The 24,443-nt window shown below is 60.1% G+C and carries 26 protein-coding genes; 13 read left to right on the forward strand and 13 right to left on the reverse strand.

The annotated features are described in order from the left end of the window. Window positions 1-130: 130 nt before the first annotated feature. Both ACP3TY_RS28140 and ACP3TY_RS28145 read right to left on the reverse strand, forming a co-directional pair. The gene (locus ACP3TY_RS28140; protein WP_426618991.1) at window positions 131-838 is read right to left on the reverse strand and encodes a 3'-5' exonuclease; all 708 of its coding nucleotides are present in this window, start codon (window positions 836-838) and stop codon (window positions 131-133) included. Continuing rightward, window positions 835-2,769, reverse strand: a complete 1,935-nt coding sequence (locus tag ACP3TY_RS28145) for a DUF294 nucleotidyltransferase-like domain-containing protein (RefSeq protein WP_305728907.1) — start codon at window positions 2,767-2,769, stop codon at window positions 835-837. The genes ACP3TY_RS28140 and ACP3TY_RS28145 overlap by 4 nt, the downstream gene beginning before the upstream one ends. A gap of 258 nt (window positions 2,770-3,027) precedes the next feature. Between ACP3TY_RS28145 and ACP3TY_RS28150 the strand changes: the two genes are divergently transcribed. After that, entirely contained in the window at window positions 3,028-3,474 is a 447-nt protein-coding gene (locus ACP3TY_RS28150; RefSeq protein ID WP_053124502.1) for a response regulator, read from the forward strand. Window positions 3,475-3,619: 145 nt separating this feature from the next. Here the strand turns inward: ACP3TY_RS28150 and ACP3TY_RS28155 are convergent, their stop codons facing one another. After that, the gene (locus ACP3TY_RS28155) at window positions 3,620-5,797 is read right to left on the reverse strand and encodes a malate synthase G (protein ID WP_159815406.1); all 2,178 of its coding nucleotides are present in this window, start codon (window positions 5,795-5,797) and stop codon (window positions 3,620-3,622) included. A 674-nt stretch (window positions 5,798-6,471) separates the two neighbouring features. Here ACP3TY_RS28155 and ACP3TY_RS28160 point away from each other — a divergent pair. Next, a complete protein-coding gene (locus ACP3TY_RS28160; protein ID WP_053124497.1) occupies window positions 6,472-6,990 on the forward strand; it encodes a glycine cleavage system protein R in 519 nt (172 codons plus the stop codon). 223 nt (window positions 6,991-7,213) lie between these two features. Here ACP3TY_RS28160 and rarD read toward each other — a convergent pair whose 3' ends face one another. Then, window positions 7,214-8,101 (reverse strand): EamA family transporter RarD, encoded by an 888-nt coding sequence (rarD, locus tag ACP3TY_RS28165; RefSeq protein ID WP_053124495.1) that lies wholly within the window; start codon window positions 8,099-8,101, stop codon window positions 7,214-7,216. A gap of 132 nt (window positions 8,102-8,233) precedes the next feature. Further along, window positions 8,234-9,268: a type IV pilus twitching motility protein PilT gene (locus ACP3TY_RS28170; protein WP_400648737.1), complete on the reverse strand. Its 1,035-nt coding sequence runs from the start codon at window positions 9,266-9,268 to the stop codon at window positions 8,234-8,236. A 56-nt stretch (window positions 9,269-9,324) separates the two neighbouring features. On the opposite strand from ACP3TY_RS28170, the gene ACP3TY_RS28175 reads away from it, so the two are divergent. The 10 genes from ACP3TY_RS28175 to ACP3TY_RS28220 all read left to right on the forward strand — a co-directional run bounded on the left by ACP3TY_RS28175 (window position 9,325) and on the right by ACP3TY_RS28220 (window position 16,299). Then, window positions 9,325-10,011 carry a YggS family pyridoxal phosphate-dependent enzyme gene (locus ACP3TY_RS28175; RefSeq protein ID WP_212545014.1) on the forward strand — a complete coding sequence of 229 codons (687 nt, stop codon included), beginning with the start codon at window positions 9,325-9,327 and terminating at the stop codon, window positions 10,009-10,011. Between the two features lie 23 nt (window positions 10,012-10,034). Further along, the gene (gene proC, locus ACP3TY_RS28180; protein ID WP_282357665.1) at window positions 10,035-10,853 is read left to right on the forward strand and encodes a pyrroline-5-carboxylate reductase; all 819 of its coding nucleotides are present in this window, start codon (window positions 10,035-10,037) and stop codon (window positions 10,851-10,853) included. 10 nt (window positions 10,854-10,863) lie between these two features. Then, window positions 10,864-11,454 (forward strand): YggT family protein, encoded by a 591-nt coding sequence (locus tag ACP3TY_RS28185; protein ID WP_064116268.1) that lies wholly within the window; start codon window positions 10,864-10,866, stop codon window positions 11,452-11,454. Next, window positions 11,451-11,738, forward strand: a complete 288-nt coding sequence (locus tag ACP3TY_RS28190) for a DUF167 domain-containing protein (RefSeq protein ID WP_426618992.1) — start codon at window positions 11,451-11,453, stop codon at window positions 11,736-11,738. Before ACP3TY_RS28185 ends, ACP3TY_RS28190 begins: the two co-directional genes overlap by 4 nt. Window positions 11,739-11,917: 179 nt before the next feature. After that, window positions 11,918-13,057, forward strand: a complete 1,140-nt coding sequence (gene metX, locus ACP3TY_RS28195; RefSeq protein WP_053124485.1) for a homoserine O-succinyltransferase MetX — start codon at window positions 11,918-11,920, stop codon at window positions 13,055-13,057. A gap of 7 nt (window positions 13,058-13,064) precedes the next feature. Continuing rightward, window positions 13,065-13,685 (forward strand): methionine biosynthesis protein MetW, encoded by a 621-nt coding sequence (metW, locus tag ACP3TY_RS28200; RefSeq protein WP_053124483.1) that lies wholly within the window; start codon window positions 13,065-13,067, stop codon window positions 13,683-13,685. A gap of 26 nt (window positions 13,686-13,711) precedes the next feature. Beyond that, window positions 13,712-14,146 (forward strand): DUF4426 domain-containing protein, encoded by a 435-nt coding sequence (locus ACP3TY_RS28205; protein ID WP_053124482.1) that lies wholly within the window; start codon window positions 13,712-13,714, stop codon window positions 14,144-14,146. Further along, window positions 14,146-14,739, forward strand: coding sequence for an RdgB/HAM1 family non-canonical purine NTP pyrophosphatase (rdgB, locus tag ACP3TY_RS28210; protein WP_218959280.1), 594 nt, complete (start codon window positions 14,146-14,148; stop codon window positions 14,737-14,739). Before ACP3TY_RS28205 ends, rdgB begins: the two co-directional genes overlap by 1 nt. Then, window positions 14,736-15,941, forward strand: a complete 1,206-nt coding sequence (gene hemW / locus ACP3TY_RS28215) for a radical SAM family heme chaperone HemW (RefSeq protein WP_426618993.1) — start codon at window positions 14,736-14,738, stop codon at window positions 15,939-15,941. The genes rdgB and hemW overlap by 4 nt, the downstream gene beginning before the upstream one ends. Before the next feature lie 34 nt (window positions 15,942-15,975). After that, window positions 15,976-16,299, forward strand: coding sequence for a DUF3392 domain-containing protein (locus tag ACP3TY_RS28220; RefSeq protein ID WP_007913629.1), 324 nt, complete (start codon window positions 15,976-15,978; stop codon window positions 16,297-16,299). A gap of 117 nt (window positions 16,300-16,416) precedes the next feature. On the opposite strand, the gene trmB is transcribed toward ACP3TY_RS28220, so the two are convergent. The 4 genes from trmB to ACP3TY_RS28240 form a co-directional block, all read right to left on the reverse strand. Continuing rightward, window positions 16,417-17,142 carry a tRNA (guanosine(46)-N7)-methyltransferase TrmB gene (gene trmB, locus ACP3TY_RS28225; RefSeq protein ID WP_400753212.1) on the reverse strand — a complete coding sequence of 242 codons (726 nt, stop codon included), beginning with the start codon at window positions 17,140-17,142 and terminating at the stop codon, window positions 16,417-16,419. A 9-nt stretch (window positions 17,143-17,151) separates the two neighbouring features. Further along, window positions 17,152-17,946 carry a thiazole synthase gene (locus tag ACP3TY_RS28230; RefSeq protein ID WP_007913621.1) on the reverse strand — a complete coding sequence of 265 codons (795 nt, stop codon included), beginning with the start codon at window positions 17,944-17,946 and terminating at the stop codon, window positions 17,152-17,154. Between the two features lie 60 nt (window positions 17,947-18,006). Continuing rightward, complete coding sequence (gene thiS / locus ACP3TY_RS28235) at window positions 18,007-18,207, reverse strand: sulfur carrier protein ThiS (protein ID WP_122604433.1); 201 nt, start codon at window positions 18,205-18,207, stop codon at window positions 18,007-18,009. A 248-nt stretch (window positions 18,208-18,455) separates the two neighbouring features. After that, window positions 18,456-18,827: a DUF423 domain-containing protein gene (locus ACP3TY_RS28240; RefSeq protein WP_426618994.1), complete on the reverse strand. Its 372-nt coding sequence runs from the start codon at window positions 18,825-18,827 to the stop codon at window positions 18,456-18,458. Between the two features lie 74 nt (window positions 18,828-18,901). Between ACP3TY_RS28240 and mtgA the strand changes: the two genes are divergently transcribed. Beyond that, a complete protein-coding gene (gene mtgA / locus ACP3TY_RS28245) occupies window positions 18,902-19,624 on the forward strand; it encodes a monofunctional biosynthetic peptidoglycan transglycosylase (protein ID WP_426618995.1) in 723 nt (240 codons plus the stop codon). Between the two features lie 12 nt (window positions 19,625-19,636). Here mtgA and ACP3TY_RS28250 read toward each other — a convergent pair whose 3' ends face one another. The 4 genes from ACP3TY_RS28250 to ACP3TY_RS28265 all read right to left on the reverse strand — a co-directional run bounded on the left by ACP3TY_RS28250 (window position 19,637) and on the right by ACP3TY_RS28265 (window position 24,425). Next, window positions 19,637-20,611 carry a serine/threonine protein kinase gene (locus ACP3TY_RS28250; RefSeq protein ID WP_053124475.1) on the reverse strand — a complete coding sequence of 325 codons (975 nt, stop codon included), beginning with the start codon at window positions 20,609-20,611 and terminating at the stop codon, window positions 19,637-19,639. Between the two features lie 167 nt (window positions 20,612-20,778). Beyond that, window positions 20,779-22,680: a PhoX family protein gene (locus ACP3TY_RS28255; protein WP_426618996.1), complete on the reverse strand. Its 1,902-nt coding sequence runs from the start codon at window positions 22,678-22,680 to the stop codon at window positions 20,779-20,781. A gap of 69 nt (window positions 22,681-22,749) precedes the next feature. Beyond that, window positions 22,750-23,514: a TOBE domain-containing protein gene (locus ACP3TY_RS28260; protein WP_159815399.1), complete on the reverse strand. Its 765-nt coding sequence runs from the start codon at window positions 23,512-23,514 to the stop codon at window positions 22,750-22,752. A gap of 176 nt (window positions 23,515-23,690) precedes the next feature. Next, window positions 23,691-24,425 carry a ComF family protein gene (locus ACP3TY_RS28265; RefSeq protein WP_426618997.1) on the reverse strand — a complete coding sequence of 245 codons (735 nt, stop codon included), beginning with the start codon at window positions 24,423-24,425 and terminating at the stop codon, window positions 23,691-23,693. Window positions 24,426-24,443: the final 18 nt, after the last annotated feature.

The following is a 24,443-nucleotide window of genomic DNA, read 5'->3' on the forward strand; positions in this document are numbered from 1 at the left end:
TTGATCTTGTTTTTGAAGATCAAGGTCAAAAGATCGCAGCCTTCGGCAGCTCCTACAGGGGAATGTCGTTCGGCGCGGAACCTGTGGGAGCGAGCCTGCTCGCGAAGAGGCCAAAACAGGCGCTGCGAATCTAAAAGGACGGCGCCTGCTGCCGGCGCTTCCACTGACTCAACCGCTGCTGCAAATTCAACGGGCTATGAATCTGCTGCCCCCGCGCCCGGCTAAACAGAATCAACGCCAACTCCGCCGTGGCCAACGCATCGGCGCTCGCGTTATGCCGTTCAAACACCTCCAGCCGAAACCACTCGATCCACTCATCCAGCCCCGCCTCGCGGATCTGCGCTTGCGGACACACCAGCGGCGCAATATCGGCGACATCCACAAACACCTGCTGCAACTTGTGCCCCAGATGCTCCTTCACCGCACGCCCGAGCATGTGCTGATCAAACGGCGCATGAAACGCCAGCACCGGGCTGTCACCCATAAACTCCAGCAATTCCAGCAACGCCTCAGCCGGCTCACTACCGGCAGCAATCGCATTCGGCCCCAACCCATGAATCAAAACACTGGGGCTAAGCTTCAATTCTCGGCACTGCAAGGTGCGTTCAAATTGCTGACTGAAGTCGATCGCGCCGTCCTCGATCACCACCGCACCAATCGACAACACGCGATCTTTGTTCAGATTGAGCCCGGTGGTTTCCAGATCCAGCACCACCCAGCGCTGTTCGCGCAGGGTGCATTCGCGCAGTTCAGTGATCGCCGGCAGCTTCGCCAGTCGCTGCTGAAAATCCGCCGGCACCACCGGACTCGCCGGGCGCAGCCACGAAAACAGACTCATAGCTGATACCGCAACGTCAGGCTGCTTTGCAGGCGCTGGGCCTGACGCAAGGATTCGCGGAGGATGCGCCGGTCGAGATGATTGAGGCTGTCGGGATCGACGCGGTTGGAGTACGGCAAATTCTCGCGGGTCTGCAACTGATGCTGTTGCATGCGTGTTTGCTGAATGAAGTGATACGCCTCTTCATACGCCGCGCCGTCCAGCCGTTCGATCACTTCTTTATCGACCAACTGACGGAAGCGTTCGAGGGTGTTGTTGGCGTCGATACCGTTGGCCAACGCCAGCAATCGCGCGCCATCCACAAACGGCGTCAGCCCCTGAACCTTCAAGTCCAGCGTGGCTTTCTCGCCGTTCTTGCGCGCCAGTACAAACTCGCGGAAGCGCCCCACCGGCGGACGATTGCGCAGGGCGTTCTCGGCCATCATGCGCTGGAACAAACGGTTGTCACCGACCTGATCAAGAATGCCCCGGCGCAGTTGTTCGCAGCCTATTTCATCGCCCCAGACCACGCGCAGATCGAAATAAATACTCGACCCCAACAGGTTCTCCGGCGTCGCCTCGCGAATAAACGCCGCAAAACGCCGCGCCCATTCCGCCCGCGACAAACACAGCTCTGGGTTGCCGGCCATGATGTTGCCCTTGCACAGGGTGAAGCCGCACTGCGCCAGGCTTTGGTTGATCTGCTGGGCAATCGGCAACAGCTTGCCGCGAATCTCTGCGGCGTGCGCAGCATCGCGGGCATCAAACAAAATGCCGTTGTCCTGATCGGTATGCAGCGTCTGCTCGCGGCGACCTTCGCTGCCGAAACACAGCCAACTGAACGGCACGCCGGGGTCGCCTTTTTCGGCGAGGGTCAGCTCGATCACCCGGCACACGGTGTGGTCGTTGAGCAGGGTGATGATGTGGGTGATCTGCGTCGAGGACGCGCCGTGGGCGAGCATGCGTTCGACCAGTTGGCCGATCTCGCCGCGCAGGGTCACCAGTTGTTCGACCCGTTGCGCACTGCGAATCGTCCGCGCCAGATGCACCAGATCGACCCGTTGCAGAGAAAACAGATCGCGCTCGGAAACCACGCCGCACAAGCGCTGATCCTTGACCAGGCAGACGTGGGCGATATGCCGTTCGGTCATCGCAATGGCCGCATCGAATGCACTGTGATCCGGCGAAAGATAGAAGGGCGCGCGGGTCATGTGGCGTTCGATGGCTTCGCTGAAATCACCGACGCCTTCGGCCACCACATGGCGCAAATCGCGCAGGGTGAAAATCCCCAGCGGTGCTTTGTTTTCGTCTACGGCGACGATGCTGCCGACCTGTTGCTCGTGCATCAGCTTCACCGCTTCGCGCAGCGGCGTGTCCGGGCTGCACGTCACCGGGTGACGCATCGCCAGTTCGCCCAGTCGGGTGTTCAGCGAGTACTGCGTGCCGAGGGTTTCCACGGCTTTCTGCTGCACTTGCTGATTGACCTGATCAAGCAGGCTGCTGACCCCGCGCAAGGCGAAATCACGGAAGGCGTTGGAGAGGGCGAACAGTTTGATGAACGCCAGTTTGTTCAGTTGCAGGCAGAAGGTATCTTCGCCGGCCAGATGCTCGGTGCGCGTCGCGCGTTCGCCGAGCAGGGCGGCCAGCGGAAAACACTCGCCGGTGGTGATTTCAAACGTGGTCTCGGTGCCGGGTTTGGTGATGTGCTGGCGTTCGCCGACCACCCGGCCCTGCTTGACGATATGGAAATGTTCGACCGGGCCGTCAGTGGGTTTGATGATGCTCTCGCCCTGAGCGTAAAACCGCAGCTGACATTGCTCCACCAGATAAGCGAGGTGGGCGTGTTCCATCTGATTGAAGGGCGGGAAGCGCTGGAGGAATTGCAGGGTGCCCTGAATGTTCTGCAAAACCGCGGTTTTCCCTGCCTGGGTGAAGGCGTCCGCTTTACTCATAACCATTACCGCAGTCTTTTTCGAATTGTTGTTGTCGGATCGTTATGGCCATGGTCGACCCCTACGGACAGGGTGCCCATTGGACGTAAGTCTAGGTTTTGCCACCATTGGCGAAGTTTCGGAGATGCCCTACGCAAACAGTCGGAAATTCCCTCGGTTACCCCCTTGGAAAAAAATCCGACGAAGTGCACATTGAAGCTCTGCCCAGCGCTGTCTGACCACTTGCCAAGGGATTGATTTGAATACTTAGAGAACGCCATGTCCGACCACGATATTTTGAGCGACGCCGAGCGAGAAGCGCTCAGCGCAGTGATGCTCGAACCCGACCTGCCGCCGCAGCGTGTGCTGATCGTCGATGACGACAAAGACGCCCGGGAGCTGTTGTCGGAGATTCTCGCGTTGGACGGCATTCGCTGCATGACCGCGGCGAGTGGTGAGACGGCGTTGAAGATGCTCGCTGAAAAGCCTTCGATTGGCCTGGTGATTACCGATCTGCGCATGGGCAATGTCGATGGGCTGGATCTGATTCGGCAGGTGCGCGAGTCGGTGCGGGCGGCGATGCCGATCATCATTGTCTCGGGCGATGCCGATGTGAAGGACGCGATTGCGGCGATGCATTTGAGCGTGGTGGATTTTCTGCTCAAGCCGATTGATACGACGCAGTTGCTGGCGCTGGTGAAGCGCGAGTTGGGGATTGAGCCTTAACGTATTAAAAATCAAAAGATCGCAGCCTTCGGCAGCTCCTACACGAAATCTCTGTAGGAGCTGCCGAAGGCTGCGATCTTTTGATTCTGCGTCCAATAAAAAAGCCCTGATCAAAAGATCAGGGCTTTTTCACTTCTACGCGAATTTACAGGCCGTTAGCCGCCTTGAACTCGCGACGACGACGGTGCAGAACCGGCTCGGTGTAACCGTTCGGCTGCTTGGTGCCTTCGACCACCAGTTCGACCGCCGCCTGGAAGGCGATGTTGCTGTCGAAGTTCGGGGCCAGCGGACGGTACAGCGGGTCATTGGCGTTTTGACGGTCAACCACCGGCGCCATGCGCTTGAGGCTTTCCATCACTTGCGCTTCGGTCACCACGCCGTGGCGCAGCCAGTTGGCGATGTGCTGGCTGGAGATACGCAGCGTGGCACGGTCTTCCATCAGGCCGACGTCATTGATGTCCGGCACTTTCGAGCAACCCACGCCCTGGTCGATCCAGCGCACCACGTAACCAAGAATGCCCTGGGAATTGTTGTCCAGTTCGTTCTTGATCTGCTCTGGCGTCCAGTTCGGGTTGACCGCCAGCGGGATGGTCAGGATGTCGTCGACCGACGCGCGAGCACGTTTGGCCAGTTCGGCCTGACGGGCGAACACGTCGACCTTGTGGTAGTGCAGCGCGTGCAGTGCAGCGGCAGTCGGCGATGGAACCCAAGCGGTGTTGGCGCCAGCCAATGGGTGCGCGATTTTCTGCTCAAGCATCGCGGCCATCAGATCCGGCATCGCCCACATGCCTTTACCGATTTGCGCACGACCTTGCAGGCCGGTGCTCAGACCGATATCGACGTTCCAGTTTTCGTAAGCGCCGATCCACTTCTCAGCCTTCATGTCAGCCTTGCGTACAACCGGGCCGGCTTCCATGGAGGTGTGGATTTCGTCGCCGGTGCGGTCGAGGAAACCGGTGTTGATGAACACCACGCGCTCGCTGGCCGCCTGGATACAGGCCTTGAGGTTGACCGTGGTGCGGCGCTCCTCGTCCATGATCCCGACTTTCAGAGTGTTGCGCTTCAGGCCCAGCACGTCTTCGATGCGACCGAACAGCTCGTTGGTGAACGCCGCTTCTTCCGGGCCGTGCATCTTCGGTTTAACGATGTAGACCGAACCGGTGCGGGTGTTGCGACGCGAGGTGTTGCCGTTGAGGTTGTGCATCGCCGCGAGGCAAGTGACCAGACCGTCGAGGATGCCTTCTGGCACTTCGTTACCGTCTTTGTCGAGGATCGCGTCGATGGTCATCAGGTGACCAACGTTACGCACGAACAACAGCGAACGGCCGTGCAGCGTCACTTCACCGCCATTTGGCGCGGCGTAGGTGCGATCCGGGTTCATGGTGCGAGTGAAGGTCTGGCCGCCCTTGGACACGGATTCCGACAGGTCGCCCTTCATCAGGCCGAGCCAGTTGCGGTAGATCACCACTTTGTCGTCAGCATCGACGGCGGCCACGGAGTCTTCGCAGTCCATGATGGTGGTCAGCGCCGCTTCCATCAGGATGTCTTTGACACCGGCCGGGTCGGTCTGGCCAACCGGGGTAGTAGCGTCGACCTGGATTTCGAAATGCAGACCGTTGTGTTTCAGCAGGATCGCGATTGGCGCGTTGGCGTCGCCCTGGAAACCGATCAGTTGTGCATCGTCGCGCAGGCCACTGTTGCTGCCGCCCTTGAGGGTGACCACGAGTTTGCCGTCGGCGATTTTGTAGCCGGTCGAATCGACGTGGGAGCCAGCCGCCAATGGCGCGGCTTCGTCGAGAAACGCGCGGGCGAAGGCGATGACTTTGTCGCCACGCACTTTGTTGTAGCCTTTGCCTTTTTCCGCGCCACCTTCTTCGCTGATCGCGTCGGTGCCGTAAAGGGCGTCATACAGCGAACCCCAGCGGGCGTTCGAAGCATTGAGAGCGAAGCGAGCGTTCATCACCGGCACAACGAGTTGCGGGCCGGCGGTACGGGCGATTTCATCATCGACGTTTTGCGTCGTTGCCTGGAAATCAGCCGCTTCTGGCAGCAGATAACCGATTTCTTGCAGGAAGGCTTTGTAGGCCACGGCGTCGTGCGCCTGACCGTTGCGTTCCTGATGCCAGGCGTCAATACGAGCCTGGAAGTCATCGCGTTTGGCGAGTAGGGCTTTGTTCTTCGGCGCCAGGTCATGAATGACCTTGTCGGCACCTTCCCAGAATTTTTCGGCGGTGAGGCCGGTACCGGGAATGGCTTCGTTGTTCACGAAGTCGAACAGGACTTTGGCGACCTGCAGGCCACCGACTTGAACGTGTTCAGTCATTGCTTGCCTCACTCTGCTCAGCTATTTCGCTTTTCAGCTCTTCAATTTTGACAATGAAGCCTCTGGGCCATTTAAACCACAAACCTGCCGACCAGTACATGCCATTGCTGGCGGCTGGGCTGGAACCAATCAACGGCTTGGGGCCTTGCTGACGGGGCTTTCAGGGTTGCGAACAGGCTTCGGGCAGACATCGGTTCAGCGTTATGTAGTGCGCGCTGCGGCATACTACATGATGAGTTGCGCTTGTGAAAATCAGACTAATTACGTCGTTCTGCGACCTCATGTCGCATTGCGGTCACATCGCGGAACGGGATGTTCTCAAAAAACCATTGGATTGTTCCAGCTAAATATCAAAAGTTGTACACATAAATACTATTTGGCTGCTATGGCGCACATTCTGGTGTACACGCCTTGATGGCGAGTGGATTTGTGGTGAGGGGATTCATCGAAACGTCGCACCGCCCCGACCGGCTGCGCAGCAGTCGCAAAACCTGCCAGCTCGGTCTGGCTGGGGAAAGCAGGGGGCGGCTTCGCCACCCATCGGGGATAAATCCCCTCGCCACAGGTCATCATCTGCAGGTGATTTCCACATACCAACACCGGGTCAGGCTGAATCAACGCCCTTGCCTATACTTCCCCTTCTATAACAACAGTCATGACAAGAGGGCGGCGCCATGGATCATCTCGTACTCACCGTTTTCGCCCCGGACAAGCCCGGGCAGGTCGAGCGCATTGCCCAATGCATTGCCGAGCACGGCGGTAACTGGCTGGAAAGTCGCATGTCGCGGATGGCCGGGCAGTTTGCCGGGATTTTGCGGGTGGGCGTGCCGGCAGAGGCTTACGACGAATTGGTCGATGCCCTACAAGCATTGTCGACTCACGGTATTCGCGTGTTGATCGCCGAAAGCGGTATCGAACAATCCTGCACCTGGAAACCGATCGCCATGGAACTGGTGGGCAACGACCGTCCGGGGATTGTGCGCGACATCACCCGTTTGCTCAGCGAGCAGGGGGTGAACCTCGAACGGCTGGTGACCGAAGTACGTCCGGCGCCGATGAGCAGCGAACCACTGTTCCACGCCGAAGCGATTCTCGCCGTGCCGTTAACCTTGTCGCTCGACGTGTTGCAGTCACGCCTGGAAACCCTGGCCGATGACTTGATGGTCGAACTGGTGTTACGCACAGACCTTTAAACGCCAATCAGGTTATCCAGTTTTAACGTGCACCTGCTTGTGGATAACCTGTAGAGACTGCGCGCAACGCCACGCCCGCCGTGGCTTTGCTGGAGTTGATCAAAAAACCGCCAGCATTCAGTGACTTGCACACAAACGGCGGGGATCACGCTGTGGATAACCTTGGGACGGAACGTTGCAGGCCACGAGAACCGTGGCCTGCGGAGGTTTGTGTGTTTTTTGATCAGCTGCGCCGGCGCAAACTTATCCACGCATCGACGCTGTACACCGCCAGACCGGCCCAAATAAACATGAACGCGACCAGCGTGCTGGACGACAAGTGCTCGCCAAACAGCAGCACCGCTTGCAGCAGCACCAGCGTCGGCGCGAGGTATTGCAGGAAGCCCAGCGTGGTGTAGGGCAAATGCCGCGCGGCTGCGTTGAAACACACCAGCGGCACCAGCGTCACCGGGCCGGCGGCGACTAGCCACCAGGCTTGCGAGGTTGTCCAGAACTCAGGTTGCGCGCTGGTCGCGGTCTGGTTGAACAGCAGCCAGGCGATGGCAATCGGCACCAGCATCCAGGTTTCCACCACCAGACCCGGCAACGCCTTGACTGGCGCCTGTTTGCGGATCAGCCCATAAAAACCGAAGGTCAGCGCCAGCACCAGCGACACCCACGGCAGACTGCCGACCTGCCAGACCTGCTGCGCCACACCCACCGCCGCCAGCCCAACCGCAATCCACTGCATCCGCCGCAGTCGTTCGCCGAGAATCATCATCCCCAGCAGCACGTTCACCAACGGGTTGATGTAGTAACCGAGGCTCGCTTCCAGCATGCGTCCGTTGTTCACCGACCACACGTACGTCAGCCAGTTGGCCGCGATCAGCGTGCCGCTCAACGCCAGAATCGCCAGACGTTTGGGATTGTCGAGCAACTCACGCAGCCAGCCCGGGTGTTTCCACACCATCAGCAGCAACGCGCCGAACAGTGCCGACCACAGCACCCGATGGATGATGATCTCGACTGCCGGTACTTCGGCGATGGCTTTGAAATAGATCGGGAACAGGCCCCAGATGATGTAGGCCGTGAGGCCCAGAATGTACCCGCGACGCGGGTTGGCAGCTTGCATGCAGAATCCTTGCTTAGGCAGCTAACAAAGGAGGGGATTGTAAGGAGGTTTGCCAGCGAATGCCGTAGCTGATTGGTCGGGAATGTGTGAACGAAGGATTGAGCCTCCACTGGGGAGGCTGAATAAAAACGATCAGATATTATCCGGCGTCCGCGCTTTCTCCCGCGCATGCTCGCGGCTGATCAAGCCTTTGCTCACCAGATCTTTCAGGCACATGTCGAGGGTCTGCATGCCCAGCGAGCCACCGGTCTGAATCGCCGAATACATCTGTGCGACTTTGTCTTCGCGGATCAAATTACGGATCGCCGATGTACCAAGCATGATCTCGTGCGCCGCGATCCGGCCGCCGCCGATCTTCTTGATCAGCGTCTGTGAGACCACCGCCAGCAAGGACTCCGAGAGCATCGAGCGCACCATCGATTTCTCGTCACCGGGGAACACGTCCACCACCCGGTCGATGGTTTTCGCTGCCGACGTGGTGTGCAGGGTGCCGAACACCAGATGCCCGGTTTCAGCAGCGGTGAGCGCCAGGCGAATGGTTTCCAGGTCGCGCATCTCACCGACGAGAATCACGTCCGGGTCCTCCCTTAACGCTGAGCGTAATGCCGTGGCGAAACTGCGCGTATCGCGGTGGACTTCGCGCTGATTGATCAAACATTTGCGCGATTCGTGAACGAATTCGATCGGGTCTTCGATGGTCAGGATGTGGTGATGGCGATGGTTGTTGAGGTAATCGATCATCGCCGCCAGCGTGGTCGACTTGCCCGAGCCGGTCGGCCCGGTGACCAGTACCAGCCCGCGCGGCGCGTCGGTGATCTTGCGGAAAACATCGCCCATGGCGAGGTCGTCCATGCTCAGCACTTTTGACGGAATGGTACGGAATACGGCGCCGGCGCCACGGTTCTGGTTAAACGCGTTGACCCGAAAGCGCGCCACGCCGGGGACTTCGAAGGAAAAGTCGGTTTCCAGATGTTTCTCGAAGTCGACCCGCTGGGTGTCGTTCATGATGTCGTAGATCAGTTCGTGCACTTGCTTGTGATCCAGCGGCGGCAGATTGATCCGTCGTACATCGCCGTCGACGCGGATCATCGGCGGCAGACCGGCCGACAGGTGCAGGTCGGACGCGCCTTGTTTGGCGCTGAAGGCCAGCAGTTCAGTGATATCCATAGCGTTCCTCAATTCCAGTAGAATGCCGCGAACCTTCAGACCGCTGGCGCCTCTTGATGTCCACGATAGCAGACAACATTTCCCACGTTGGTTCGCGCATCCAGACCGCGACCCAAGCCGCACACCGTCCTGAAAACAGCGTCCAGTTGCTCGCCGTGAGCAAGACCAAACCCGCCGAGGCCCTGCGCGAAGCGTATGCCGCCGGCCTGCGCGACTTTGGTGAGAACTACCTGCAGGAAGCCTTGAGCAAACAGCTCGAACTGGCTGACCTGCCCTTGATCTGGCACTTCATCGGCCCCATTCAATCGAACAAGACTCGCGCGATTGCCGAGCATTTCGACTGGGTGCACTCCGTGGATCGCCTGAAAATCGCTCAACGTCTGTCCGAACAGCGCCCGGCCGAGTTGCCGCCGCTGAACATCTGCATTCAGGTCAACGTCAGCGGTGAGGCCAGTAAATCCGGCTGCACGCCTGACGATCTGCCGGCATTGGCCGCGGCCATCAGCGCTTTGCCGCGCCTGAAACTGCGCGGCTTGATGGCGATTCCCGAGCCGACCGACGACCGCGCCGAGCAAGACGCGGCCTTCGCCGCCGTGCAGAAACTGCAGGCGAGCCTCGATTTGCCGCTCGACACACTGTCCATGGGCATGAGCCACGACCTTGAGTCGGCCATCGCCCAAGGCGCCACTTGGGTGCGTATCGGTACGGCCCTGTTTGGCGCCCGCGACTATTCCCAATCTTGAACGTTTGCAGATAAGGACCACACATGAGCAACACACGTATTGCGTTTATCGGTGCGGGCAACATGGCGGCCAGTTTGATCGGCGGCCTGCGCGCCAAAGGTCTGGAAGCTGCACACATCCGTGCCAGCGATCCGGGCGAAGAAACCCGCGCCAAGGTCAGCGCTGAGCACGGCATCGAAACGTTTGCCGACAACGCTCAAGCCATCGACGGCGTCGACGTGATCGTGCTGGCGGTCAAGCCGCAAGCCATGAAAACCGTGTGCGAAGCGATTCGCCCGAGCCTGAAACCGAATCAACTGGTGGTGTCGATTGCCGCCGGCATCACCTGCGCGAGCATGACCGCTTGGTTGGGCGAGCAGCCGATCGTGCGTTGCATGCCGAACACCCCGGCGCTGCTGCGTCAGGGCGTCAGCGGTTTGTACGCGACCAGCGAAGTGACTGCCGAGCAGCGTCAGCAAGCTGAAGAGCTGCTGTCCGCCGTCGGCATCGCCCTGTGGCTGAACGAAGAACAGCAACTGGATGCGGTGACGGCAGTGTCCGGCTCCGGCCCGGCGTACTTCTTCCTGCTGATCGAAGCGATGACCGCTGCCGGCGTCAAACTCGGTCTGCCGAAGGAAGTTGCTGAACAACTGACGCTGCAAACCGCTTTGGGCGCCGCGCACATGGCCGTCGCAAGCGATGTCGACGCCGCCGAACTGCGTCGCCGTGTGACTTCGCCAAATGGCACCACAGAAGCTGCCATCAAATCTTTCCAGGCCAATGGCTTCGAAGCCCTGGTCGAAACCGCACTCGGCGCCGCCGCGCACCGCTCGGCCGAAATGGCCGAACAACTGGGCAAATAAGGAGCCTTACATGATTGGATTGAACACTGCAGCGGTTTACGTGCTGCAAACCCTCGGCAGTCTGTACCTGCTGATCGTGCTGCTGCGTTTCGTGCTGCAACTGGTGCGGGCGAATTTCTACAACCCGCTGTGCCAGTTCATCGTCAAAGCGACCCAGCCTCTGCTCAAGCCGCTGCGCCGGATCATTCCGAGCGTGTTCGGTCTGGACATGTCCTCGCTGGTATTGGCGATTCTGGTGCAACTGGCGCTGATGGCGCTGACCCTGCTGCTGACGTACGGCACCACCGGTAACCCGCTGCAACTGTTTATCTGGTCGATCATCGGCGTGACCGCGCTGTTCCTGAAGATTTTCTTCTTTGCCCTGATCATCAGCGTGATTCTGTCGTGGGTTGCGCCGGGCAGCCACAATCCGGGTGCTGAGCTGGTTAATCAGATCTGCGAACCGGCATTGGCGCCGTTCCGCAAAATCCTGCCAAACCTTGGCGGTCTGGATCTGTCGCCGATCTTCGCCTTCCTCGCGCTGAAGCTGATCGACATGCTGGTGATCAACAATCTGGCGGCGATGACGATGATGCCGGAAATCCTCCGTCTGCTGATGTGAGCTGGTTTCGATGGGACGGTGACGACTTGATCCTCGAGTGTCACCTGCAACCGGCAGCCCGTAGCGATGACTTCGCCGGGCTGCACGGTGATCGCCTGAAGATCCGCCTGACCGCGCCGCCGGTCGAGGGCAAGGCCAATGCTTATCTGATGGGCTTTCTGGCCAAGGCGTTTGGGGTTTCGAAGAGTCAGGTGAGTTTGCTCAGCGGTGAGCTGAACCGGCAGAAACGAGTGAAGATTTGCTCGCCGAAGAAGTTGCCGGATTTGCCTGACCTGGGGCGCTGATCGTTCCCACGCTCCGCGTGGGAATGCATCCCGGGACGCTCCGCGTCCCCCGCCGAAGCGGACGCGGAGCGTCCAATGAGGCATTCCCACGCAGAGCGTGGGAACGAGCGCAGGTAGTTGCTTGCCGCTAACCCCCCCGGTCTTTAGACTTACGCCTCATTTCAACGAGAGCAGGGTCGATGCCAACTGCCTTTCCCCCCGATTCTGTTGGTCTGGTGACGCCGCAAACCGCGCACTTCAGCGAACCGCTGGCCTTGGCCTGTGGCCGGTCGCTGGCCGCCTATGACCTGATCTACGAAACCTACGGCACGCTGAACGCGCAAGCGAGCAACGCCGTACTGATTTGCCACGCCTTGTCCGGCCACCACCACGCTGCCGGCTATCACAGCGTCGACGACCGTAAACCCGGTTGGTGGGACAGCTGCATCGGCCCCGGCAAACCGATCGACACCAATAAATTCTTCGTGGTCAGCCTGAACAACCTCGGCGGCTGCAACGGCTCCACCGGCCCGAGCAGCATCAACCCGGAGACCGGCAAACCCTTCGGTGCCGACTTCCCGGTGCTCACCGTGGAAGATTGGGTGCACAGCCAGGCGCGTCTCGCTGACCTGCTCGGCATCGGCCAGTGGGCGGCGGTGATCGGCGGCAGCCTCGGCGGCATGCAGGCGCTGCAATGGACGATCACCTATCCAGATCGCGTGCGTCACTGCTTGGCCATCGCCTCGGCACCGAAGCTGTCGGCGCAGAACATCGCCTTCAACGAAGTCGCGCGTCAGGCGATCCTCACGGACCCGGAATTCCACGGCGGTTCGTTCCAGGAAGCGGGCGTGATCCCCAAGCGCGGCTTGATGCTGGCGCGCATGGTCGGGCACATCACGTACCTGTCCGACGATTCGATGGGCGAGAAATTCGGCCGTGGCCTGAAGAGCGAGAAGCTCAATTACGACTTCCACAGTGTCGAGTTTCAGGTCGAAAGCTACCTGCGTTATCAGGGCGAAGAGTTCTCCGGACGCTTCGACGCCAACACCTATCTGTTGATGACCAAGGCGCTGGATTACTTCGATCCGGCGGCGAACTTCGACGATGATCTGGCGAAAACCTTCGAAAACGCCACGGCCAAGTTTTGCGTGATGTCGTTCACCACCGACTGGCGTTTCTCCCCGGCGCGTTCGCGTGAGCTGGTGGATGCGCTGATGGCGGCGCGCAAAGACGTCAGCTATCTGGAAATCGACGCACCGCAGGGCCACGACGCCTTCCTGATTCCGATCCCGCGCTACTTGCAGGCGTTCGGCAATTACATGAACCGCATCACGTTGTGAGAAAGCCATGAGAGCTGATCTGGAAATCATCCAGGAATGGATCCCCGCCGGCAGCCGCGTCCTCGACCTCGGTTGCGGTGACGGCGAACTGCTGACCTGGCTGCGCGACAACAAGAACGTCACCGGTTATGGCCTGGAAAACGACGCCGACAACATCGCCCAATGCGTGGCCAAAGGCGTCAACGTCATCGAGCAGGATCTGGACAAGGGGCTGGGCAACTTCGCCAGCAACAGTTTCGACATCGTCGTCATGACCCAGGCCCTGCAAGCCGTGCACTACCCGGACAAGATCCTCGACGAAATGCTGCGGGTCGGTCGTCAGTGCATCATCACCTTCCCGAACTTCGGCCACTGGCGCTGCCGCTGGTATCTGGCGAGCAAGGGGCGCATGCCGGTTTCGGAATTTCTGCCGTACACCTGGTACAACACGCCGAACATCCACTTCTGCACCTTCGAAGACTTTGAGGCACTTTGCCGCGAACGTGACGCGAAGGTCATTGATCGGCTTGCCGTGGATCAACAGCACCGTCACGGGTGGGCCAGTAAGCTATGGCCTAATCTATTAGGTGAGATTGGTATTTACCGCGTCAGCAGCCCGGTGCTTGCCGACCACAAGGTCGCGGTCTGAGCCACGCCATTTCGAGGAGCACGATCATGGGTCGTTTAGCGTTGTTGTTATTGACTGCCTGCCTGAGCGCCAGCGCTCTGGCGGCCGACGTCATCAAGGGTGAGCGTCAGGAAACCTTTGGCGACGTGACGGTGCACTACAACACTTTCAACTCGACGTACCTGCAACCGGACATCGCCAAAGCGGCGGAGCTGATCCGCAGCAAGAATCAAGGCGTGATCAATGTCTCGGTGATCAAGGACGGCAAACCGCTGATCGCCAGCGTCACCGGCACAGTCAAAGACCTGACCAGCAAGAGCGTGCCGCTGAATTTCCGTCAGGTCACCGAACAGGGCGCGGTGTACTACATCGCCCAATACCCGGTGGAACAACAGGAAACCCGCACCTTTGAAATCAAGGTGCAGAACGGCGACAAGATCAACACCATCAATTTCAACCAAGAACTTTTTCCCGGCGAATAATGAACATCAAGCAGCTCGTACTGGCCAGCCATAACGCCGGCAAACTCAAAGAACTTCAGGCCATGCTCGGCGAATCGGTGCAACTGCGCTCGATTGGCGAGTGGAGCAAGGTCGAGCCGGAAGAAACCGGTCTGTCGTTCGTCGAGAACGCGATCCTCAAGGCACGCAACGCCGCACGCATTTCCGGGCTGCCGGCGCTGGCCGACGATTCCGGTCTGGCGGTGGATTTCCTTGGCGGTGCGCCGGGCATCTATTCGGCGCGTTATGCCGACGGCAAGGGCGATGCGGCGAACAACGCCAAACTGCTCGACGCCTTGAAGGACGTGCCGGAAGCCGAACGCGGTGCGCAGTTCGTTTGTGTGCTGGCGCTGGTGCGTCATGCCGATGATCCGTTGCCGATCCTCTGTGAAGGCTTGTGGCACGGGCGCATTCTGACCGCTGCCAGTGGCGAACACGGTTTCGGTTATGACCCGCTGTTCTGGGTGCCGGAGCGTGATGTGTCCAGCGCCGAACTGAGCCCGGCCGACAAGAACCAGATCAGCCACCGCGCCCGTGCAATGGATCTGCTGCGCCAGCGTCTGGGCTTGAAATGACCCGTGATTCTTCTGCGTCGTCGCTGATTGTCGGCGGCGCCGCTTCTTCGCCTCGGGCGCCGCTGCCAACACTGCCGCCCTTGTCGCTGTACATCCACATCCCGTGGTGTGTGCGCAAATGCCCGTATTGCGATTTCAACTCGCACACCGCCAGCCCGGTGTTGCCGGAGCAGGAATACGTCGACGCCTTGCTGGCCGATCTCGATCAGGATCTGCACGCGGTTTATGGCCGAGAGCTGACGTCGATTTTCTTCGGTGGCGGTACGCCGAGCCTGTTCAGCGCTGAAGCGCTTGGGCGTTTGCTTGAAGGCGTCGAGCAGCGCATCCCGTTTGCCGACGACATCGAAATCACCCTGGAAGCCAATCCGGGCACGTTCGAGCAAGAGAAGTTTGTCGCCTACCGCAAGTTGGGGATCAATCGTCTGTCGATCGGTATCCAGAGCTTCCAGCAGGAAAAACTCAAGGCGCTGGGTCGGATTCACAACGGTGACGAAGCGGTGCGCGCGGCGGGTATGGCGCGACAGGCTGGCTTCGATAACTTCAACCTCGACTTGATGCACGGTTTGCCCGATCAGTCGCTGGGCGATGCCTTGAGCGATCTGCGCCAGGCCATCGAACTGAATCCGACACACATTTCCTGGTATCAACTGACGCTGGAGCCGAACACGGTGTTCTGGAATCAGCCGCCAGTGCTGCCGGAAGACGACACGCTGTGGGACATTCAAGAAGCCGGGCAGGCGCTGCTGGCCGAGCATGGTTACGCGCAATACGAAGTCTCGGCTTATGCACAGGCCGGGCGACCGGCGCGGCATAACCTCAATTACTGGAGTTTTGGCGACTTCATCGGCATTGGTGCGGGCGCGCATGGCAAGTTGAGTCATCCGGACGGGCGCATCGTGCGGACGTGGAAGACGCGTTTGCCGAAGGATTATCTGAACCCGGCGAAAAACTTTCAGGCTGGCGAGAAATCGCTGAGCAATGATGAGCTGCCCTTCGACTTTTTGATGAACGCGTTGCGCCTGACTGATGGCGTCGAATCGCGGCTCTATCCGCAGCGTACCGGGCTGTCGCTCGATAGTCTCGCCGAGGCCCGGGCAGATGCAGAACAAAGCGGTCTGTTGCAGGTCGAACCGTCACGTCTGGCGGCCACCGAGCGCGGACAATTGTTCCTCAACGATTTGCTGCAGAAATTTCTGAGCTGAGCCCAACGCCCAACGGCAGCCCTAAGGAAAAACCATGGATTTGATACTCGACCTGCTCGCCACCGTCTCCCGCTGGAGCCGCAGCAACCTCTCGGAAATCGCCCTGGCGCTGGTGGGTTGCCTGCTGGTGTTGTTCGGCGCCGATTTCAAAGGCTGGGTCGAGCAACGTCTGGGCAGCATCGCCGGCGCTTTGCGCGTACCGCTGATGGCGCTGCTGTGCGTGATCGGCAGCGGCGCGGCGCTGATCTACGCGACACCGTGGGTGATCAAAGGCTTGAGCCAGTTCAACAACTACAGCCTGGCGCCAGTGCTGTTGGTAGTCCTCGTCCTCATCGGCGTAGTTGCCGACCGCCGCTGATTCCGCAAACACCCCAAAACAACTGTGGGAGCGAGCCTGCTCGCGAATACGGTGTGTCAGTCAACATCAGTGTTGAATGAACATCCGCTTTCGCGAGCAGGTTCTATTGCGTGATGCTTAAGCGAGTTTTTCGAACTTCAGATCCCACACGCCGTGGCCAAGACGTTCGCCGCGGCGTTCGAACTTGGTGATCGGGCGTTCGGCAGGGCGGGGTACGCACTTGCCGTCTTCGGCGAGGTTGCGGTAACCCGGCGCGACGTTCATCACTTCCAGCATGTATTCAGCGTACGGTTCCCAGTCGGTGGCCATGTGCAGAATGCCGCCGACTTTCAACTTGCTGCGCACCAGTTCAGCGAACGAGGCCTGAACGATACGACGCTTGTGGTGGCGGCTCTTGTGCCACGGATCCGGGAAGAACAGCATCAGGCGATCGAGGCTGTTGTCGGCGATGCAGCGGTTGAGCACTTCGATCGCGTCGCAATCGTAGACCCGCAGGTTGGTCAGGCCCTGCGTCAGCACGCCATTGAGCAGCGCGCCAACACCCGGACGGTGAACCTCAACGCCAATGAAATCCTGATCCGGTGCCGCTGCAGCCATTTCCAGCAGCGAGTGGCCCATGCCGAAACCGATCTCCAGCGAGCGCGGTGCCGAGCGGCCGAACACTTGATCGTAATCCACTGGCGCGTCGGCCAGCGGCAGCACGAACAGCGGAGTGCCTTGATCCAGACCTTTTTGCTGGCCTTCGGTCATGCGCCCGGCGCGCATCACGAAGCTCTTGATGCGGCGGTGTTGGCGCTCGTCGCCTTCTTCCGGCTGGATAGGCGTGTCGTTCGATTCAGTCATCAATGGCTCTTACTTGATCAGACCATCCAGCGGCGAAGAGGCGCTGGCATAGAGTTTTTTCGGCATACGGCCAGCGAGGTAGGCCAGACGGCCTGCAACGATGGCGTGTTTCATGGCTTCAGCCATCATCACCGGTTGCTGGGCGTGGGCGATGGCCGAGTTCATCAGCACCGCATCACAACCCAGTTCCATCGCGATGGTTGCGTCGGACGCAGTGCCGACACCGGCATCGACCAACACAGGGATCTTGGCTTCTTCGAGGATGATCTGCAGGTTGTACGGGTTGCAGATGCCCAGACCGGAACCGATCAGGCCGGCCAGCGGCATCACCGCGATGCAGCCGATTTCTGCCAGTTGACGGGCGATGATCGGGTCATCGCTGGTGTACACCATCACGTCGAAACCTTCCTTGACCAGCGTTTCGGCAGCCTTGAGGGTTTCGATGACGTTAGGGAACAGAGTCTTCTGGTCAGCCAGCACTTCCAGCTTCACCAGGTTATGACCGTCGAGCAACTCACGGGCCAGGCGGCAGGTGCGCACGGCTTCGATGGCGTCGTAGCAACCGGCGGTGTTCGGCAGGAAGGTGTAGCGCTCCGGCGACAGCACGTCGAGCAGGTTCGGCTCGCCTTCGATCTGACCGAGGTTGGTGCGGCGCACGGCGAAGGTGACGATCTCGGCACCCGAGGCTTCTATGGCCTGACGGGTTTCTTCCATGTCACGGTACTTGCCGGTACCAACCAGCAAACGCGACTGGTAAGTACGACCGGCCAGCACAAAAGGCTTGTCGCTACGAACGATGCTCATGGGGAATCCTCTTTAGGAGTGAGGGTCTTGCAGAATTCTGTGCCCTTACGGGCCGCCCGCTTAGCCGCCGCCGATGGCGTGCACGACTTCGACGTTGTCGCCGTCGTTGAGCGTGGTGTCGGCATGCTGGCTGCGCGGGACGATATCCAGATTGAGTTCAACTGCCACCCGGCGTCCGGTCAGTTCCAGACGGGTGATCAGGGCCGCAACGGTTTCACCGTCGGGCAGTTCAAGGGATTCGCCGTTCAACTGAATGCGCATGCGCAATGCCGCCATCATTTTTAGGGGCTGGCATTCTAGCCCGATCAGACAGGGTGACCCAAGCCATTCGTCTTGAAACCCGCTGCCCCGGTGAAATGGCCAGGCCCGTGTAGGAGCTGCCGCAGGCTGCGATCTTTTGATGTTGTTTTTCAAGATCAAAAGATCGCAGCCTGCGGCAGCTCCTACAGGGAGCGGTTTGCGATCAGATACAGGGAGCGGTTTGCGATCAGTTCAGGTCGGAGGGTGACTCAGGTCAGGCGCCACGCGGCGAGGCCCAGGCACAGCCAGCCGATCAGGAAGGCGAGGCCGCCGAACGGGGTGATGATGCCGAGCTTGCTGATGCCGGTGGTGGTCAGCACGTACAGGCTGCCGGAGAACAGTAGAATGCCGACGGTGAAGGACACGCCGGCCCAGGTGACCAGTCGGCCCTGAACATGCGTGGCCAGCAGCGCCACGCCGAACAGCGCCAGCGTGTGCACCAGTTGATAGGTGACGCCGGTGTGGAAAATTGCCAGATATTCCGCCGTCAGACGGTTTTTCAGGCCGTGGGCGGCGAATGCGCCCAGCGCGACACCGGTAAAACCAAAGAAAGCGGCCAGCAGCAGAAAGCCACGCAACATGAAGAACTCCAGTCAGACTCGATCGGCAGGGTCTGTATAATGGCCCGCTCCACGGGTTCGGCCAAGCCATCTCTATGCTGCGTACAATTTTCCGTCGTCTTACGAAGGCCCTGCTCTGGTTCGCGGGCGGCAGCGTTGTGCTGGTGCTGATCTTTCGTTTCGTACCGCCGCCGGGCACGGCGCTGATGGTCGAGCGCAAGGTCGAGTCGTGGGTCGACGGCGAGCCGATTGATCTGCAGCGCACGTGGAAGCCGTGGGACGAGATCTCCGACGATCTGAAAGTCGCGGTCATGGCCGGTGAAGATCAGAAATTCCCAGAGCATTGGGGATTTGATTTCAGCGCGATCCAGGCCGCACTCGCGCACAACGAACTCGGTGGCTCGATTCGTGGCGCCAGCACCTTGAGCCAGCAAGTGTCGAAAAACCTGTTTCTGTGGGCCGGGCGCAGTTATCTGCGCAAAGGCCTCGAAGCCTGGTTCACTGCGCTGATCGAGGTGTTCTGGCCCAAGCAGCGGATTCTTGAGGTGTACCTGAACAGCGTCGAGTGGGATGACGGTGTGTTCGGCGCCGAAGCTGCCGCCCGTCATCATTTCGGCGTGAGCGCCAAGTCGCTGTCCCGCCAGCAGGCGAGTTATCTGGCGGCGGTGTTGCCGAATCCGCGCGTGTGGAGCGCCAGCCATCCGACCGCTTACGTGTCGCGCCGCGCCGGCTGGATTCGCCAGCAGATGAGCCAGTTGGGTGGCGACAGCTATCTGCTGGGTCTCAACGATTCGCGCCGGGCACCGTGGGCGCGCTGATCCTCTCCTGCGTCAGAACAACTTCAGCGGCTCTTCATTAAGCGCTGACAGTTGTTCGCGTAACGCCAACACCTGATCGCCCCAATAACGCTCGGTGCCGAACCACGGGAAACTGTGCGGGAACGCCGGGTCATCCCAGCGTCGTGCCAGCCACGCGCTGTAGTGCATCAGACGCAAGGCGCGCAGCGGTTCGATCAGCGCCAGTTCGCGCGGGTCGAAATCGTGAAACTCGTTGTAGCCATCCATCAATTCCGATAACTGCCCGAGGCATTCCTGACGGTCGCCGGCGAGCATCATCCAGATGTCCTGCACCGCCGGGCCCATGCGGCAGTCGTCGAGGTCGACGATGTGGAACATCTCGTCGCGGCACATCATGTTGCCGGGGTGGCAATCGCCGTGCATGCGGATGTTCTGGTGCGGCGTCGCGGCGTAGACATCCTCGACACGCTTGAGCAGATCGCGGGCCACCGACTCATAAGCCGGCAGCAAACTTTTCGGAATGAAATTGCCTTCGAGCAAAGTGTTCAGCGAGGCGTGGCCGAAGTTCTGTACGCCCAGCGCTTCGCGGTGTTCGAACGGCTTGGTCGCGCCGACCGCGTGAATCCGCCCGAGCAACTGGCCGAGGCGATACAGCTGATCAAGATTGCCCGGCTCCGGCGCCCGCCCGCCACGACGCGGAAACAGGGTGAAGCGGAAACCGGCGTGTTCGTGCAGGGTTTCGCCGTTGTGGATCATGGGCGCGACCACCGGAATGTCGACGTCGGCCAGTTCGAAGGTGAATTTGTGTTCTTCGAGGATGGCTTCGTTGGTCCAGCGTTGCGGGCGGTAGAACTTGGCGATCAGCGGTTCGGAGTCTTCGATGCCGACCTGATAGACGCGGTTCTCGTAGCTGTTGAGCGCCAGAATGCGCGCATCACTGAGAAAGCCGATGCTTTCAACGGCATCGAGCACGAGATCGGGTGTGAGGGTTTCAAACGGGTGGGCCATGCTGACTCCTGCGCGCAGCAGGCTGCCGCGTCCGGCCCAGCATGGTAGCGCAGATGGCAGGCCCTTAGGGGGTTGGTGTCTGGGCTGACGCTATCGCGGGCAAGCCTTGCTCCTACAGATCAGGCGCAAGACCCGTAGGAGCAAGGCTTGCCCGCGAAGGCATTGGCTCAGGCGCCGACGATCCCGCCATCCTCACGGGTAATCGCCATCACCGACGACCGCGGTTTGCCATTCGGCAAATGCTCAGGGAACGTCGACCCACCGTTCTCCCCCGGATGCTGAATCCCGACAAACAGCGTCTTCTGATCCGGCGAGAAGCTGATCCCCGTCACCTCACAACCAATCGGCCCGACCATAAACCGGCGAATCTCACCGGTCACAGGGTCGGCGCACAGCATCTGGTTATTGCCCATCCCGGCAAAATCCCCGGCGTTGCTCGAATCGCCGTCAGTCAGAATCCACAAGCGCCCGGCATCGTCAAAACCCAAACCATCGGGGCTGTTGAACATGTTCTGTGGGGTGATGTTCGACGAACCGCCCTTCGGCGTCCCGGCGTGCACACCCGGATTGCCGGCGACCACAAACAGATCCCAGGCGAAGGTGTTCGAGCCGTGATCATCACGGTCGGTGCGCCAGCGCAGAATCTGCCCGTAGACATTCTTCTCACGCGGGTTCGGCCCGCCCACCGGTTGCCCGTCTTCGCCACGTTTGGCGTTGTTGGTCAGGGTGCAATAAACCTGGCCGTCCTTGGGGCTGACGACGATCCACTCCGGGCGATCCATGCGCGTTGCACCGACCACACTGGCGGCGAGGCGCGCGTGAATCAGCACTTCGGCCTGATCGGCAAAACCGCTGCTGGCGTCGATGCCGTTTTTGCCGTGGCTCAGTTCAATCCACTGACCTTGGCCCTTCGGGTGATCGGGGTTGCTGTCGCCGGCGTCGAACTTGGCCACGTACAAAGTGCCGTGATCGAGAATGTCGCGATTGGCCTTGGCGTTGCGGTGGTTGATCTTGTCGCGGCTGACGAATTTGTAGATGAACTCGCCGCGCTCGTCGTCGCCCATGTACACCACGGCGTGGCCGTCAGCGGTTTCCGCCAGTGCGGCGTTTTCATGTTTGAAGCGGCCCAGCGCGGTGCGTTTGACCGGCGTCGATTGCGGATCGAACGGATCGATCTCGACCACCCAGCCGTGACGGTTGAGCTCGTTGGGATTCTTGGCCATGTCGAAGCGCGGATCGTGCGGGTGCCAGTTGATCTCTTTGCTGGTGGCGACCACGCCGTAGCGTTTTTGCGCGGCGTCGAATTTCTGCTCGGCGTTGCTGCTGCCGAAGCAGTCGGTGAAGTTCTCTTCGCAGGTCAGGTAAGTGCCCCACGGCGTTTTTCCGTTGGCGCAGTTCTGGAAGGTGCCGAGGACTTTTTTGCCGCTCGGGTCGGCGCTGGTTTTCAGCAACTCGTGACCAGCCGCCGGGCCGCCAATGCGCAACGGCGAGTTGCCGTGAATGCGTCGGTTGTAGCGCGAGCCCTGAACGAACTGCCAGTGACCGTTTTTGCGCTGCACTTCAATCACCGACACGCCTTCACAGGCCAGTGCCTTGCGCACTTCTTCGGCCGACTGCGGCATGCCGCCGTGCGGGTAGAGGTAGCGATAGTTGGTGTATTCGTTGTTGATCGCCATCAACGCGCGGTTTTTGTCGTCGGGGAAGGCGAACAGGCTCATGCCGTCGTTGTTGTCGCCGAACTGCACTTCCTGTGCGGCGGCGCTGCCGTTGCCACTCGGGTCAAAGGCCGGGCCGTTCTTGCTCAGCGGCTGGCCCCAACTGATCAGCACCGAAGACTTGTAGCCTTTGGGCAGGCTGATGACGTCGCTGGTCGCGGCGGGAATGCTGTCGAAACCGAGCAGGCTGCTATTGCCGGCGCTGACGCTGGCGGCCAGCACGCTGCGGCTCAGCAGGTTACCGCCAAGGAACATCGCCGCGCCGCACAACGCGCCGGCGCTGATGAAGCCGCGACGGCTGAGGCCGACCATTTTTTCCAGGTCAGTGGATTGGTTTTCTTCTAATAGGCTCACGTCAGGCTCCCTGCTTGGTTTGGCAGCCACCTTAATCAGGGTCTATGACGTTTTTGTTGCAGGCTCGATTTAGAGCGGCGTACCGATCAACACATTCGACGGCGAGAACTGCACCTGCACCGGTTGTTCGACGGTCAGCCCACGGGTGCGCAGATCCATCGGCTCAGCCAGCGCGCAGAGTGTGTGGCCGTTGGGCAGGGAGATTCGCACTTCACTCGGGCCGTCTTCGGCGTCAAGGATCGCTTCGATGGTGCCGGTGAGGAGATTGTGTCCCGGCGTTGCAGATTGTTCAGCGGTGAGCAATTCCAGCCAGCCGGCCTTGATCAGCGCGACCACTTCGGTGCCGTTTTGCAGTTCAAGGTGCACGGTGCTGTCGTGGGTGATCTGTGCGTCGAGGCACAGGCCTTCGGCCAGCTCCAGACGGATCAGGTCATTGCGGCCCTGCGCTTCGATGGCGATGACTTTGCCGTGCAACTGATTGCGCGCGCTGGTTCGCAGCATCAATCGGCCGAGCAGATCGAGATCGCTGGCGTCTTCCGCCGCTTCCAGCACCTGCGCCTGCAAGGCTTGCAGCTTTTGATACAGGCGCAGCACGCGTTCGCCTTCGCTGGACAGCTTGGCGCCACCGCCGCCCTTGCCACCGACGGCACGTTCAACCAACGGTTTCTGCGCCAGATTGTTCAGCTCATCGATGGCGTCCCACGCGGCTTTGTAGCTCAGGCCGGCGCTTTTTGCGGCGCGGGTGATCGAGCCTTGTTCGGCGATGTGTTGCAGCAAGGCGATACGCTGCGGACGACGGACGATGTGCTGGGAGAGCAGGGAAGGCATGGACATGAAGGGGTGCTTTTTAGCCGTGGCGGTGGGGAGTGAAGTTGGCTGCTTGCCACGCGAGAGTCAAGCCCAACCCAATCCCTTGTAGGAGCTGCGGCACGCTGCGATCTTTTGATGTTGTTTTTGAAGATCAAAAGATCGCAGCGTGCCGCAGCTCCTACAGGGGTTATGTGTTGGTTTCAGGTTCCGGGTTTTGGCGTGCGCGCGAGGCAGTAGACATCGACTCTTGCTGCACCGGCATTCGTTAGCAATCGGGCTAACGCTTGGGCCGTGGCGCCGGTCGTCAGCACATCATCGACCAACGCCAGATGTCGGCCTTGGACATTGGCATCAGGATCAAGACTGAACGCTTCACGCAAATTACGTTTGCGCGCTTTGGCGTCCAGATCCTGCTGGGCGCTGGTGTTTTGCACCCGGCGCAACACCTGTTCCTCGCAGGGCAAATCCAGCGAAGCGCTCAACCATCGCGCCAGCATTGCCGCCTGATTGAAGCCCCGTTGACGCAAGCGCTGTTTCGCCAGCGGCACCGGCAACAACACATCCGGCCTCGGCAGATCCTCTTCGAAGCGATGTTGCAGGTATTGCCCGAGAACGTCGGCGAGCAGGTGGCCAAACGGCCATTTCGCGTTGTGTTTAAACCGCGTAATCAAACTGTCGACCGGGAAGCCATAAAGCCACGGCACAACGACCTGTTCGAACGCCGGCGGCTCTAGCAGGCACTCGCCGCAGGTTAGGCCCGCGGCGGCCAGCGGCACTGCGCAGGTCACACAATGATCTCCGAGCCACGGCAGTTCAGTTTCGCAAGCGACGCAAATGGGCATTTCTGCTTCTGCGGCCTCATCGCACAACAAACATGTCTGTACGTTTTTTAAACAGATGTAAACCGAGCCTTTGTATCGTGGTTGACAGCGCATGACTCTTCCTTAAATATG

It is taken from the genome of Pseudomonas rustica, from assembly GCF_049959085.1.
GTDB lineage: Bacteria > Pseudomonadota > Gammaproteobacteria > Pseudomonadales > Pseudomonadaceae > Aquipseudomonas > Aquipseudomonas rustica.